This window comes from Pseudomonas sp. S3_B08, assembly GCF_054667725.1.
This window is the reverse complement of the sequence record NZ_CP162750.1, coordinates 3151759-3165774: the sequence shown is the minus strand read 5'-3', so window position 1 is coordinate 3165774 and position 14016 is coordinate 3151759. Positions and strand designations below refer to the sequence as shown.

Here is a 14016-nt window from a genome sequence, read left to right as displayed (position 1 = left end):
CAATCAGTTTCATTGTGGGAGCGAGCCTGCTCGCGAAGAGGCCGGTACATTCAACAGATGTATTGAATCATCAGACGCTTTCGCGAGCAGCCTCGCTCCCTCTTCAAGTCGGCTGAGCCTCAGCCCCGTGGCAAGCGGACAATGGCGGTCAGCCCACCCCCCGGTGTTTCCTCCAGATTCAATTGCCCTCCCAATCGCTGCGCGGCTTCGCGGGCGATGGTCATGCCTAGCCCTACGCCGCCGGAGTTGCGGTTGCGCGATCCTTCCAGTCGGTAGAACGGTTCAAACACGGCTTCCCGCTGTTCTTCAGCAATACCCGGTCCGTGATCAATTACCCGAATCAGCAGTTCTTCGCGCTGTTCCAGCAGTTCAATCCGTGCCTGTCCGGCGTAGCGCAGGGCGTTGTCCAGCAGGTTGTTGATGCACGAACGCAGCGCCATCGGTTGCACTGGCAAAGGCGCGCAGTGGCCGCTGGCCTGTACATCGGCGCCCTGGTCCTGGGCGTTCTCGCACAGCGATTCGACCAGCGCCTGCACGTCCAGCAACTGCAAGGCTTCGCTGGTGCGTTGTTCGTGCAGATAGGTGAGGGTGGCGTCGAGCATGCCGATCATGTCGTCCAGGTCCTGGCGCATCTGGCTTTGCAGTTTGTCGTCGCTGATGTTTTCCAGACGCAGTTTCAGGCGTGACAGTGGTGTGCGCAGGTCGTGGGAGACGGCGCCGAGCATGCGCGCGCGTTGCTGGACCTGTTCGCGGATGCGCCGTTGCATGAGGTTGAAGGTGTGCGCCGCTTGCCGGGCTTCGCGCGGGCCGGATTCGTCGAGGGGGGCGCTGTCGAGGTCTTCGCTCAGGCGCTCGGCGGCGTCGCTCAGGCGCTGGATCGGCCGGGTGAGCAGCTTGGCACCGTACCAGGCGGCGATCATCAGCGTGATGAATTGAAAGGTCAGCGGCACCACCGGGCCACCGAACCATGGGCGCGCTTGCCTCGGTGGATAAGCGGCGTCGCGCATGGGCGGTTGGCCGTCGATGTTCGCTGAGAACTCGGGCGGTGGTGGGGGCGGAGGAGGGCCGTAGAGCCTGAACCAGGCGAAGGCCAGCAGGTGCGCCAGGACAATTGCCGCGAACAGCACCCCGAACAGGCGACCGAACAGGGTGTCGAAGCGCGCCTTCATCAGCCGATGTCCCGCGCGTCGAACAGGTAACCCTCGCCGCGCACGGTCTTGATCAGTTGCGGGGCTTTCGGGTCGTCGCCGAGTTTTTGCCGCAGGCGCGAGACCAGCAGGTCGATGCTGCGGTCGAAGGCTTCGATCGAGCGACCGCGAGCGGCGTCAAGCAGTTGTTCGCGGCTGAGCACGCGGCGCGGGCGTTCGATGAAGACCCAGAGCAGGCGGAATTCGGCATTGGACAAGGGCACTACCAGGCCGTTGTCGGCGACCACTTGGCGCAGGACGCTGTTGAGGCGCCAGTTGTCGAAGCGAATGTTGGCGCGCTGGTCAGTGCGGTCGTCGCGCACGCGGCGCAGGATGGTCTGGATGCGGGCGACCAGTTCGCGTGGTTCGAACGGTTTGGCCATGTAATCGTCGGCGCCCAGTTCCAGGCCGATGATGCGGTCGGTGGGTTCGCAGCGGGCGGTGAGCATCAGGATCGGGATGTCCGATTCGGCGCGCAGCCAGCGACACAGCGACAGGCCGTCTTCGCCGGGCAGCATCAGGTCGAGGACGATGACGTCGAAATGTTCGCCCTGCAGCGCCTGGCGCATCGCCGCGCCGTCGGTGACGCCGCTGGCGTGAATGTTGAAACGGGCGAGGTAATCGATCATCAGCTCGCGGATCGGCACGTCATCGTCGACGATCAGCGCGCGGATGCTCCAGCGCTTGTCGTCTTTGCTTTCATCCGTCACGGTTGTCGGGGTGTTGTGCATGGGGCTGTTCACTGCCAGGGGTGGTTTCAGCATAGGCGTCCGGCCGGGGGGCGGGAAGTGCTGTTGTAAGGACGTATTGCGCCGGGCGAGGCTAACCCGGGTGCGTGTTGCGGGCGTGTCGGTTGTGTATCGGAGTCGACACAATAGCCGCGCCGGCTAAGCTGATAACCGCCAGCGCGACGATTTACCGATCATCGGGTGCCGCGCCGCCGCCGGTTCCGCTACAATGCGCGCCGTTTTCGACCAGCCTGAGAGCCCATCCATGTCCGTCTGCCAGACTCCTATCATCGTCGCCCTGGATTTCCCCACCCGTGACGCCGCACTGAAGCTGGCCGACCAGTTGGACCCGAAACTGTGCCGGGTCAAAGTGGGCAAGGAACTGTTCACCAGTTGCGCGGCGGAAATCGTCGGCACCCTGCGTGACAAGGGTTTTGAAGTGTTTCTGGATCTCAAATTCCACGACATCCCCAACACCACTGCGATGGCCGTGAAAGCCGCTGCCGAGATGGGTGTGTGGATGGTCAACGTGCACTGCTCGGGCGGTCTGCGCATGATGGCCGCCTGCCGTGAAGAGCTGGACAAGCGCAGTGGTCCGCAACCGTTGTTGATTGGTGTGACCGTGCTGACCAGCATGGAGCGCGAGGATCTGGCCGGTATCGGTCTGAATATCGAGCCGCAGGAACAAGTGCTGCGTCTGGCGGCACTGGCCGAGAAGGCCGGGATGGACGGTCTGGTGTGTTCGGCGCTGGAAGCGTCGGCGCTGAAAGCCGCGCACCCGTCGCTGCAACTGGTGACCCCGGGGATTCGCCCGGCGGGCAGCGCGCAGGATGATCAACGGCGCATTCTGACCCCGCGTCAGGCGCTGGATGCCGGTTCCGATTACCTGGTAATCGGCCGTCCGATCAGCCAGGCGGCAGATCCGGCGCAGGCGTTGGCCGCAGTCGTAGCCGAAATTTCCTAAAGCTTATTGAAGATCCGACTGTGGGAGCGAGCCTGCTCGCGAAGAGGGAGTGTCAGTCGGCATCATTATCGACTGATCCACCGCTTCGCGAGCAGGCTCGCTCCCACATTGGTTTCAGGCTGGCCTTAAACCTTCAGAACCAACTTGCCAAAGTTCTCGCCGTTGAACAGTTTCATCAGCGTCTCGGGGAACGTCTCCAGCCCATCAACCACATCTTCCTTGCTCTTGAGCTGCCCGTTGGCCATCCAGCCGGCCATCTCCTGGGCGGCGCTGGCGAACTGCGCGGCGTAGTCCATCACCACAAAGCCTTCCATGCGCGCGCGATTGACCAGCAGTGACAGGTAATTGGCCGGGCCTTTGACCGCTTCTTTATTGTTGTACTGGCTGATGGCGCCGCAGATCACCACGCGCGCCTTCATGTTCAAGCGGCTCAGCACCGCGTCGAGAATGTCGCCACCGACGTTATCGAAGTACACGTCCACGCCTTTCGGGCATTCGCGCTTCAGACCGGCCACGACGTCTTCGGCCTTGTAATCGATGGCGCCGTCAAAACCCAATTCGTCGATGAGGAATTTGCACTTGTCGGCCCCGCCGGCGATGCCGACGACGCGGCAGCCTTTGATTTTGGCGATCTGCCCGGCCACGCTGCCCACCGCACCGGCCGCGCCGGACAGCACCACGGTGTCACCGGCTTTCGGGGCGCCGACATCGAGCAGGGCGAAGTAGGCGGTCATGCCGGTCATGCCCAGCGCCGACAGATAGCGTGGCAATGGCGCGAGTTTCGGGTGGACCTTGTAGAAACCGCGCGGCTCGCCGAGGAAATAATCCTGCACACCCAGAGCGCCGTTGACGTAATCGCCGACGGCAAAGCCGGGATTGTTCGAGGCGATGACTTTTCCCACGCCCAGTGCGCGCATGACCTCACCGAGACCGACCGGCGGGATGTAGGACTTGCCTTCGTTCATCCAGCCACGCATGGCCGGGTCGAGGGACAGGTATTCGTTTTTCACCAGGATCTGTCCCGCCTGTGGCTCGCCGACCGGAACTTCCTGATAAGTGAAAGTCTCGCGGGTCGCGGCGCCCACCGGGCGTTTGGCGAGCAGGAACTGGCGATTGGTCTGGTTGGTCATGACAGGCACTCGAATGGAATGAAGCCTTGTTGATAGCTCTTCAACGCCGATGTCGCAAGGTTGGCTGATACGGCGAATGCGAGTCGATCCAGTGCAGTGATGGTTACGGGGCGGGTTTTATCACTGCGGCGCATGGGCCTGTAAACAGCGATTGCATAGTGCTGACGCGCTTTCGCTGCCCTTGGCTATGCTGCGACGCCAACATCTTCCAGTTTTTGCGTTCGAGGACATACCCATGAGCATGACGTTTTCCGGTCAGGTGGTTGTAATCACGGGGGCCGCCCACGGCATCGGCCGCGCGACAGCCCTGGCGTTTGCCGCCGAGGGCCTGAAAGTGGTGGTGGCTGACCTGGACGCGGCCGGCGGCGAAGGCACGGTGGCGCTGATTCGTACAGCCGGTGGCGAAGCGTCCTTCGTGCGCTGCGACGTGACGGTGGAAAGCGATGTGAAAAATCTGATGGATGAGGTGATCAATACCTACGGTCGTCTCGACTATGCCTTCAACAACGCCGGCATCGAAATCGAGAAAGGCAAACTCGCCGACGGTTCGCTGGACGAATTCGACGCGATCATGGGTGTCAACGTCAAAGGCGTCTGGCTGTGCATGAAGTATCAGTTGCCGCTGCTGTTGGCGCAGGGCGGTGGCGCGATCGTCAACACGGCGTCGGTGGCCGGGCTGGGTGCCGCGCCGAAGATGAGCATCTACGCGGCGTCGAAACATGCGGTGATCGGCCTGACCAAGTCGGCGGCGATCGAATACGCGAAGAAGAAAATCCGCGTCAACGCAGTGTGCCCGGCGGTAATCGACACAGACATGTTCCGCCGCGCCTACGAAGCTGACCCGAAGAAGGGCGAATTCGCCAATGCCATGCACCCGGTCGGACGCATTGGCAAGGTCGAGGAAATCGCCAGCGCGGTGCTGTATCTGTGCAGCGATGGCGCAGCGTTCACCACTGGGCACTCATTGGCGGTGGATGGCGGTGTAACAGCGTTCTGAAAGTTGCCGAAATACAAAGAACCCGCCTGCGTGCGGGTTTTTTTGTACCTCGCGGTCGGTCCCTGTGAATACCGTTAAACAATGTGTATCAAACCGTTAGAACTGGCGCATTTGGCGGTGTTGTCGCACAGCCTCGGCGGTGCGGCTGTGATTTACTGCTGCCAGCAAAACTGACAGGAGTTTGCGAGCTCATGGAACTGAGAATTGACCGACAGGCAATGGTGCCGGTCGTGCAGCAGATCGTCGACGGAATGACTGACTGGATTGTGCAAAGCGGCATCCCGCCGGCCACCCGGTTACCCTCCGTACGGCAAATCGCCCGGGGGAATCTGCTCAGCCAGTCGTGCGTTGTCGAAGCCTGCGAGCGCCTGGTCTCGCAAGGCGTATTGACCACGCGCCAGGGCGCGGGATTCATCGTCGCGGCCTCGCCGGCATTGCGCGAAGCGGACTCGGAATGGGCAGCGTGCGAGGGCCGCCCCGCATGGCGTGATGAGGTGGACGCCGCAACGAGTCGCTTGATTTTGGGGCAAGGAGGCTTGCCGCCGAGCTGGCGTGAGCCCGACGACCTCAGCTACGCGCTGCGCGAGGTGGCACGCACCGACATGGCCAGCCTGTTCAATTACAGCTCGCCACTGGGGTTGCCAGCGTTGCGCGAGCAAATTGCCAAGCGTCTGAAACTGCTGAATATCGACGCCTGCAATACCCGGCTTATGAGCACCAGCGGTGCCAGTCATGCGCTTGACCTGATCGTGCGCACCCTGTTCAAGGCTGGCGATTGCGTGGTGGTGGAAACGCCCGGTTATGCACCGTTGTTTGACCTGTTGCGTCTGCACGGCGTACAGATGCTCGAAGTTCGTCGTACGCCGAGCGGGCCGGACATCGACATGCTCGAGTCGGTGCTGCGTCAGTTTCGTCCCGGCGCCCTGTTCATCGGCAGTCATCACCACAATCCCACCGGCAGTTGCCTGACGCCTGCGGTGGCCCAGCGTATCGTGCAGTTGAGCAAGACCTACGACCTGCGCGTGATCGAAGATGACGTCTACGCTGATCTGCACACCGGCAACGGTACGCGGTTGGCGGCGCTGGACCATGGCGGCCGGGTCATTTATGTCGGCAGCTTTTCCAAGACACTGAGCAGTTCGTTGCGGATCGGCTTTGTCCTGGCGGACAGCGAGCTGCTGAAGCGCCTGGCGGAGGTCAAGATGATCAGCGGCCTGGGCTGTTCGAGGCTGGCCGAGGCGGTATTGGCCAGACTGATGGCGACCGGCGCCTATCGCAAACTGGTGCAGCGCCAGCGTCAGCGCTTGAATGCCGATCGCGCGGCGGCCTTGCAGGCACTGGAAGACGCCGAGTGGGAAGTGTTCGGCAAGCCGGTTGGCGGGCTGTTTATCTGGGCGCGGGCACGCTTGCGCGACCAGACGTCGGTGCGCAGGCAGGCCCAGCAATGCGGGCTGGAGTTGTCAGCAGCGGACGCCTTCAGTCCCAGCGGTGAGTGCGGTGACTGGCAGCGCATCAATGTGGCCTGTGCCTGCGACCCACGGGCGCGGCAGTTTTTTCGCAATACCTGCGCGGATCGACCTCCAGCATTCTGAAAACGACGCGGGCGTAGCTTTTTGCCATTATTCCGACGCCAGAGTCTTGTGCTGGTTCGAGCCCGTTGCGAATCTTCGGCAACAGACTTTGGCAGGGGACTACGCGCAATGATTTCGGCCGTGCAAGGACGTTTTGCCAACCTCGGTATGGCGAAAAAACTGGGTATCGGATTTGTGCTCGTCTTGTTGCTGACTGCGTTGGTGGCGGCGATCGGCGTCTGGTCGCTGCAAACCATCAGTCTGCGTTTCGACGGCTTGAAGCAGATGTCCGCGCTCAACAGCGGCCTGCTCAAGGTGCGCCTGCTCGAGCAGGAATACGCCCTGCGCGGCAATCCGAAAACCGCCGATGCCTTGCGCGAAGGCGTCGATGGGCTGGTTGTTCTAGCCGGCGAGCTCAAGGCACATTCCCCGGCCAATGTGCCGGTGATGAGCGATGTCGAGCAAGCGCTGGGCGCGTATCGCAAGGCCTTCGATGAATTCGTCTCGCTGAGCCAGGCCAAGGACCTCGCGCTGGAGATGGCCAGTTGGTCGGTGTCCAGCGTGGCCAATAACCTCGACGTGTTGCAGAGCGGGCTGGCCGATGATGGCGCCTATACGTTGAAAGACACCGAGGGCAAGGACGGCGCCCAGTTCATCGAACAGGCGAATCAGGTCAGTCAGGTCTCGCGACTGATGCTGCAAGCGATGAACGAGGCGCGCGTGCGGCTGGATCAAAGCCGCAAGGGCGATACCGACAATGCCGGCCAGGGCAACATCGAGCAGGCCGCGCAAGCGCAGGAGCAGGCCGAGGCGCTGAAAACCACGGTCAAGGACGAGGGCTATCTGACTGTGCTCAACGAAGTGTCGGGGCATATCGCCGGATTCAACGAGAAACTGGCTGAATACACCGGTTTGCTGGCGCAAGAAAAAACTGTGTACGAGCAACTGCATCAGCGCGCGGCGCAGGTGGTGGACCGGGTCAATCAGGCCTACGTCGCCGAAGACGCTTCGATGCAGGCGGAGCTGAAAAAGAACACGGTGTTGATCATTGGCTCTTCGGCGCTGGCCTTGTTGGTCGGATTACTTGCCGCGTGGGTGATCACGCGCCTGATCGTTGCGCCGCTGCGCAGTGTGATTCGCGTGGCGCAGCAGATTGCTGCGGGTGATCTGACGGCGAAGGTCGAGGTGACGCGCCGCGATGAAATGGGTCAGCTGATGTTGGCGATGCAGCAGATGGCTGCCGGCCTCGGCACGATTGTCAGCGGCTTGCAGGCCGGTATCGAGCGCTTGGCCGGTTCCGCGCAATCGCTGTCGGCAGTGACCGAGCAGACCAATCTGGAGGTCAACAGCCAGAAGGAGGAAACCGAGCAGGTCGCCACCGCCATGAACCAGATGACCGCCACGGTACATGACGTCGCGCGCAATGCCGAAGAGGCGGCGCTGGCGGCGCAGACGGCGGATGACAAGGTCGAGAGCGGCCAGCAGGTGGTGCGTCAAAGCATGGTGCGGATCGAGCAGTTGGCGGATTCAGCGACCTCGGCCAGTTCCAGCATCGAGAGCCTCAGTGCCGAAATTCAGAATATCGGCACGGTGCTGGAGGTGATCAAGAGCGTGGCCGAGCAGACCAATCTGTTGGCGCTGAACGCGGCAATCGAAGCCGCGCGCGCCGGCGAGCAGGGCAGGGGGTTTGCGGTGGTGGCCGATGAAGTGCGTGCGCTGGCACGGCGTACGCAGCAATCGACCGAGGAGATCGAACGCTTGGTCAGTGCCCTGCGCGCGGCGGCGCAGTCGTCGGTGCAGCAGATTCGCAGCAGTGGCGAACTGGTGAAGCTGGCGGTCAGTGATGCGTTGCAGACCGAGAGTGCGCTGGGGAGTATTGCCGCGGCGGTGTCGTTGATTCAGCAGATGAATCAGCAGATCGCGGCGGCGGCGGAGGAGCAGAGTTCGGTGGCGGAGGAGATCAATCGCAGTGTTACGCAGATTCGTGCGAGTGCGGATCACTCTTCCGTGGCCATGCGCGGGAATGCGGCTTCGAGTGTTGAGCTGGCGCAGTTGGGTGGCGAGTTGCGCTCGATGGTTGGGCATTTTCGGCTTTGAGCCTTGGCGGCCCTCGGGCCGGCCAGGCTCTCGGCTTCGCCGCGTGGGGATGGCCCAGTCTTGCTTTTGCTGTTCTGTGGGAGCTGGCTTGCCAGCGACGGCGGCCTGACACCCGACCGATTTTTACCTGAGAACACTGCTTCCCAATGTGGGAGCGAGCCTGCTCGCGAAAGCGGCCTTCAATTCACATTCTCTTTCAAGTCGCCCACAAAAAAGCCACCAATAACGGTGGCTTCTCTTCCAGCATTCCCGCCTCAGTCGTAAATCACTTTTTTCTTCCAGTCCGCATCGGCTTCGACATCCTTCAAACCGGCGGTCAGTTGGTTTTCTTCACCTTCCACCGGGGCAATCTTGTCCATGACCTGGGCGTTCGCTCGGGCGAGGAGTTTTTCCAGGTATTGCAGTTGCTCCGCGTACATCTGCGGGTCCTGCTGTTTGCGCAGATATTGCACGCCGCGTTCGAAGGCGAGGCGGGCCTGGCCGGGTTGGTTTTGTTGCAGGGACTGTTGGCCGAGGTTGTTGAAGAATTCGATGTGCAGCAGCACGAGGATGTGGCGCACTTCGCGGATCCATTGTTTGGCTTCGTTCGGTGGCAGGAAGCCGTCGTGGGCGGCGCGGGTGATCTGGCCGTGCAGGGCTTCGAGGAGGAAGCGCACGTCTTTGGCTTTGGCTTCGGTGAGGATCGGCGCGGGCGGGTTGTTCACCGGGATCGATTCGCCTTGGGCAACGAGGGCGCTCAGTTCGGTAATGCGGGCCTTGGTGGTTGCGCTGGTCTTTTCCAGATTGAGCAGGCGCTGGCAGACGTTGAGTTCCAGGCGGGTCAGCAGCAGCTTGAGCGCCGGGGTCATGAACTGGCCGGGGAAGGTTTCGGTCAGTTCGCCGCAGCGGCGCAGGCGGTCGTTGAGTTCGACTTTGGTGCGGGCCTTCTCCAGTTTGTTGTTTTCCACCACATGGTTCATGTAGCCAATGGCGATCAGAATTGCGATCCCGGCTACGACTAGCAGGGTGATCATGAGTGGTGTCACCGGTAAGACCTCTTTATAGGGTTCGCATGCGAGTGTAGTGGCTGGGCATTTAGGCGCCTAGCGCCGCTCGACGGGTTTGATCGGCTGCTGCAATCTGTATCGGCCGCCAGCGGTATAGATGAATGCTGGCGCTTGATGTGCAGATTGCCATCACTGTGCGGTGGACTATAACGTCTTGGCGGGTGGCGGAATATAGGCGTCAGGTTTCGGACGACGGAAAAGCCCTACGCGGCCCGTAATCCAGGTCGAAGTCATTGATTTAAATAAATTTATATCAGGGGGTTGACGACCCCTCAATCCATCCATAGAATGCGCGCCACTTGCAGCGTAAAGCACACAGCGAAACGCGGCAGGGAGTGAATGTTGTAGTGTGTCCCCTTCGTCTAGTGGCCTAGGACACCGCCCTTTCACGGCGGTAACAGGGGTTCGAGTCCCCTAGGGGACGCCAATGCGGGAATAGCTCAGTTGGTAGAGCACGACCTTGCCAAGGTCGGGGTCGCGAGTTCGAGTCTCGTTTCCCGCTCCAATTTTAAACAGCAGTGCTTTCGGGCGGTGCTGAGTGAAACCAGAACCAAATCTTCGGATGCGGATCTGGACACCGAAACACACACCATGTGTTCCGGGTAGCGTGTCCCCTTCGTCTAGTGGCCTAGGACACCGCCCTTTCACGGCGGTAACAGGGGTTCGAGTCCCCTAGGGGACGCCATTTGCGGGAATAGCTCAGTTGGTAGAGCACGACCTTGCCAAGGTCGGGGTCGCGAGTTCGAGTCTCGTTTCCCGCTCCAATTTCACAAAAACGCCGATCAGTGATGATCGGCGTTTTTGTTTGTGCGCGTTTTGTGGCGGCAATAAAAAAGGACCTTTCACAGGTCCTTTTTCATTTTGAGCCCGGTCATCGGTGACTGGGCTCAGGCAGGGCTTTACAGCTTCGGCAATTGCCCGACACGCCCCATCATTTCCGTGACGATCTGCAGATCCAGCAGGAACTGATCGACGGTCTTGAACTCGCCATCGGTGTGGCCGGTGTATTTGGCTTCAGGTCGCGCCAGGCCGAATTGCACGCCGTTCGGCAACTCGTGAACCGACGTCGCGCCAGCGGAAGTACCGAATTCCGATTTCATGCCGAGGTTTTCGCTGGCTACGGCAAGCAGCGCCTTGACCCATTCACCTTCGGGGTTGCGATACATCGGTTTGGCCACGGAATAGTCGAACGCTACAGCGACATGAGTCTTCTTGCTCCAGGCGTCCAGTTTCTCAGCGATCTCAGCCTTGAGCTTTTCCGGGGATTTACCCTTCGGCACCCGCAGGTTCACCGCCAGTTTGAAGGCTTTGTCGTCCTCGCCGACATAGGTCAGCGAGGTGGTCAGTGGTCCCATGAACGAATCGGAGAAGCCCACGCCAAGTTTTTTGCCCAGATAATCCAGGCCCCAGTTGTCATCGGCATAACGTGCGGCATCGGTGAACTGGTTGTGCTTTAGCGCGACTTTGCCGTCCAGGCTGTTGATGAAGCTCAGCATCCGCGCGACCGGGTTGACGCCGGACTCTGGTTCGGAGGAGTGCGCAGAAACCCCCGTCACGGTCAGTTTGACGTCTTTGCCATCAACCTTTGCCGCGACTTCGAAGTCGCCGCCGTTGGCTTTGGCGTAGGCGTCGCCGGCTTTTTGCAGACTGGCGGCGAGCTCGGCAGGCTTGTCGGTTACCAGCGTGACCACCGAAGCCGATGGGATCTGGTTGGTCGCCTTGCCGCCGGTCATCGAAATGATTTCCGCGCCGTTGCCTTCGCCTTTGCGTTTGGCAAAGTTGGCCATGACGGTGCCGTAACCTTTTTCGGCGATCACTACCGGATAACCGCCGTCCAGCGCCATGTTGTAGTTCGGCGTCGGGTTGCGTTCGAAGTAATAGGGAATGGCATCGCCGCTGGTTTCTTCGGTGGTGTCGACCAGCAGCTTGAAGTTACGCGCCAGTGGCAGTTTCTCGTCCTTGATCACTTTCATGGCGTACAGCGCCACGACGATCGCATTCTTGTCATCCTCTGTGCCACGACCGTACATGCGATCGCCAATCAGCGTGACTTTGAACGGGTCGAGTTTGGTGCCATCTTTCAGCACCCAGTTTTCCGGCGTCACCGGCACCACATCGGCGTGGGCATGAATGCCAACGACTTCGTCGCCTTTGCCATCCAGAGAGATTTCGTAGACACGGTTATCGATGTTGCGGAATTTCAAACCGAAGGATTCGGCGAGTTTCTGGATCTCGCCGGCAATCTTGATGAATTCCGGGTTGTCGTGTTGCTCCACGCCGTCCTTGCGGAAGGTCGGGATCTCGACGAGTTGGCGCAGGGTTTCCAGCGCGGCCTTGCCATATTTCACGCGGGTATAAATGCCTAGCAGACGGTGAATTTCATTCCGCTGTTCGGCGTTCAGGGTCTTGTTGTCGAGGAAGGCGCTGATGGACGGGGTGAGATTATCCGTCTTGGCCAGGTCGCTTTTCGCCAGGCTGCCAAGAAAGCTACGGAAGTCCGTCAGGTTCTTGCCGTCAAAGGATTTCAGAATCGCTGCACTTTGCTCGGCAGTGATGTTGGCTTGTGCGGCGCTGGTAAACGTGGCGAGGCTGGCCATGACCAGAGTGGCAGCGGCCAGTTTTTTCAGGGAAAAGACCATGTAACAGGCATTCCTTTGCTAGAGATTGGGAAAATATGTCTGACGCTTGCGGCAGAAACATTTTGCAACCTACCACCATGAGCAGGTGAAGAGGGAGTCACAAACTTGATCTGTCGCACAGAAATGCAAAAGAGGCGCACAAATGAAAAAGTCCCGGCAGCTGATGCCGGGACTTTTTTGTGTGGGTTACATCGACAGCATCAGGCGTCCGGCAAATAGAATCAGGATGACGCCCATGCTGCGCTCGAACCAGTGTCCAAGGCGCATGAACAGCAGGCGCACTTTATTGCTGGAGAAAAACAGCGCGACGATCACAAACCACAGCGCGTTGACGAAGCACATCCACAATCCGTAGAACGCCTGGATCTGCAGCGGTGTGCTGGCGCTGATGATCGTGGTGAAGATCGCCAGGAAAAACAGCGTGGCCTTGGGGTTGGTCGCATTGGTCAGAAAACCGGTGCTGAATGCCTTGAACAGTGACTGTTCAACCAGCGGCTCATCGGCGTTTTTTTCACCTTCGACGCTGCTCTTCGGTTTGCTGCGGATCAGGCTGACGCCCAGATAGAGGATGTAAGCCCCACCGACCACTTTGGCCACAGTCAGCAGCCACGGCGTGGTGTGCATCAGGGCGCCGACGCCGAGCAGGGTATACAGCACATGCACGGAAATCCCCGCGCCGATGCCCAGCGCAGTGCAGATACCGACGAGCCGGCCGAAGCGCACGCTTTGACGGATGGTCACGGCGAAGTCCGGGCCGGGTGCTACCACGGCGAGAAAGTGGATGGTGGCCAATGCGAGAAACTCGCCCAGGTAATTGGAAAGCATGTCAGCTCCAGAAAGTCAGAGGGGAGGCATTGCCGCGATAGCCAACAAAGAACGACAGGCTCAAACGCGGATCCGCGACGCCCGGAGTGACCGAGTGCATTCGCCGCGAATTGAACATGATGAAATCGCCGGGCTGCGGTCGTACTTCGAGGGCGGGCGGCCCCAGCAGTGACGGCTCGATGCCGTAACTGTCGCCGCGCATTTCGTCGAATTGATCCGGGGTGATGTGGTCATTCCACATCTGCAAGGCGCCACCCTCGGCGGGCATGTTCAGGTAGACGTTGCAGGCAAATTGCGCCTCGAGACTGCGCGCCTGAAAACTGTCCGGGGCGTCCTTGGCGAAGATGTCGTGATGAGCAAGAAAGCACACGCCCGGTTTGACCACCCGCGACAAACCGACATACATCTTGCGCCCGTAGAGATTTTCCAGATGCGCGCCGGCGGGCCAGGATTCGTCGAGCATGCAGCGCAACGTGTCGATCGGCGAAGAGTAGGGCGCGCAGCGCTGGCGCAGTTCGTCGATGTTGCGGGTGGCGCGTTCGAAGTAATCCTCGATCAGCAGCGGCTGGTTTTCCGCCTCGTAAAAGGCCATGCCGATGCGGCCGATGCTCGGTGCGTTGATGTAGCCTTCAAAGCCCGGGGCGAGGATCTTGTCGCCAATTTCGATCGCCAGCGGCTCGGGCAGAAAGCGTTTGACGCGGATGGCGAGGACTTCTTCGTTGGCCAGTTTTTTTATGCACGTCTCATCGAGACGCTCGACGTCTAGCATCATTTTTTTTAGGTCCATCTATCGATAGTCAACGGAACCGGCGAGTGCGGTTCCCCGGCGTCG

Annotated in this window: 11 protein-coding genes, 4 tRNA genes and 1 pseudogene; 9 read left to right on the top strand and 7 right to left on the bottom strand. The window is 60.4% G+C overall.

Going from position 1 to position 14016, the window contains the following annotated elements:
- Positions 1-119 precede the first annotated feature (119 nt).
- Both AB4N73_RS14330 and AB4N73_RS14325 read right to left on the bottom strand, forming a co-directional pair.
- Positions 120-1169: an ATP-binding protein gene (locus AB4N73_RS14330; RefSeq protein WP_460142223.1), complete on the bottom strand. Its 1050-nt coding sequence runs from the start codon at positions 1167-1169 to the stop codon at positions 120-122.
- Positions 1169-1918, bottom strand: coding sequence for a response regulator (locus AB4N73_RS14325; RefSeq protein ID WP_122746847.1), 750 nt, complete (start codon positions 1916-1918; stop codon positions 1169-1171). The genes AB4N73_RS14330 and AB4N73_RS14325 overlap by 1 nt, the downstream gene beginning before the upstream one ends.
- 262 nt (positions 1919-2180) lie before the next feature.
- Here AB4N73_RS14325 and pyrF point away from each other — a divergent pair, with 262 nt between their 5' ends.
- On the top strand, positions 2181-2879 hold the full coding sequence (gene pyrF, locus AB4N73_RS14320; RefSeq protein ID WP_460142222.1) for an orotidine-5'-phosphate decarboxylase: 699 nt from the start codon (positions 2181-2183) through the stop codon (positions 2877-2879).
- Positions 2880-3004: 125 nt separating this feature from the next.
- On the opposite strand, the gene AB4N73_RS14315 is transcribed toward pyrF, so the two are convergent.
- A complete protein-coding gene (locus AB4N73_RS14315) occupies positions 3005-4009 on the bottom strand; it encodes an NADP-dependent oxidoreductase (RefSeq protein ID WP_460142221.1) in 1005 nt (334 codons plus the stop codon).
- 235 nt (positions 4010-4244) lie between these two features.
- Here AB4N73_RS14315 and AB4N73_RS14310 point away from each other — a divergent pair, with 235 nt between their 5' ends.
- The 4 genes and pseudogenes from AB4N73_RS14310 (at position 4245) to AB4N73_RS14295 (ending at position 8674) form a co-directional block, all read left to right on the top strand.
- On the top strand, positions 4245-5006 hold the full coding sequence (locus AB4N73_RS14310) for an SDR family oxidoreductase (protein ID WP_315436179.1): 762 nt from the start codon (positions 4245-4247) through the stop codon (positions 5004-5006).
- A 191-nt stretch (positions 5007-5197) separates the two neighbouring features.
- Positions 5198-6598: an aminotransferase-like domain-containing protein gene (locus AB4N73_RS14305; RefSeq protein ID WP_423664917.1), complete on the top strand. Its 1401-nt coding sequence runs from the start codon at positions 5198-5200 to the stop codon at positions 6596-6598.
- 108 nt (positions 6599-6706) lie between these two features.
- A pseudogene (locus tag AB4N73_RS14300) lies at positions 6707-7813 on the top strand (HAMP domain-containing protein); the annotation flags it as partial.
- On the top strand, positions 7793-8674 hold the full coding sequence (locus AB4N73_RS14295; RefSeq protein WP_460143592.1) for a methyl-accepting chemotaxis protein: 882 nt from the start codon (positions 7793-7795) through the stop codon (positions 8672-8674). The pseudogene AB4N73_RS14300 and the gene AB4N73_RS14295, both read left to right, overlap by 21 nt.
- 254 nt (positions 8675-8928) lie before the next feature.
- Here AB4N73_RS14295 and AB4N73_RS14290 read toward each other — a convergent pair whose 3' ends face one another.
- A complete protein-coding gene (locus tag AB4N73_RS14290; RefSeq protein WP_039764159.1) occupies positions 8929-9687 on the bottom strand; it encodes a hypothetical protein in 759 nt (252 codons plus the stop codon).
- A 384-nt stretch (positions 9688-10071) separates the two neighbouring features.
- On the opposite strand from AB4N73_RS14290, the gene AB4N73_RS14285 reads away from it, so the two are divergent.
- The 4 genes from AB4N73_RS14285 to AB4N73_RS14270 all read left to right on the top strand — a co-directional run bounded on the left by AB4N73_RS14285 (position 10072) and on the right by AB4N73_RS14270 (position 10484).
- Positions 10072-10147: transfer RNA gene (locus AB4N73_RS14285), tRNA-Glu, on the top strand.
- A 2-nt stretch (positions 10148-10149) separates the two neighbouring features.
- Positions 10150-10225, top strand: a tRNA-Gly gene (locus AB4N73_RS14280).
- Positions 10226-10329: 104 nt separating this feature from the next.
- A tRNA-Glu gene (locus AB4N73_RS14275) sits at positions 10330-10405 on the top strand.
- 3 nt (positions 10406-10408) lie between these two features.
- Positions 10409-10484: transfer RNA gene (locus AB4N73_RS14270), tRNA-Gly, on the top strand.
- Positions 10485-10619: 135 nt separating this feature from the next.
- On the opposite strand, the gene AB4N73_RS14265 is transcribed toward AB4N73_RS14270, so the two are convergent.
- The 3 genes from AB4N73_RS14265 to AB4N73_RS14255 all read right to left on the bottom strand — a co-directional run bounded on the left by AB4N73_RS14265 (position 10620) and on the right by AB4N73_RS14255 (position 13956).
- The gene (locus tag AB4N73_RS14265; RefSeq protein WP_460142220.1) at positions 10620-12359 is read right to left on the bottom strand and encodes a dipeptidase; all 1740 of its coding nucleotides are present in this window, start codon (positions 12357-12359) and stop codon (positions 10620-10622) included.
- A gap of 186 nt (positions 12360-12545) precedes the next feature.
- On the bottom strand, positions 12546-13184 hold the full coding sequence (locus AB4N73_RS14260; protein WP_042610677.1) for a LysE family translocator: 639 nt from the start codon (positions 13182-13184) through the stop codon (positions 12546-12548).
- A 1-nt stretch (position 13185) separates the two neighbouring features.
- Positions 13186-13956: a 2OG-Fe(II) oxygenase gene (locus tag AB4N73_RS14255; protein ID WP_095181606.1), complete on the bottom strand. Its 771-nt coding sequence runs from the start codon at positions 13954-13956 to the stop codon at positions 13186-13188.
- Positions 13957-14016: the final 60 nt, after the last annotated feature.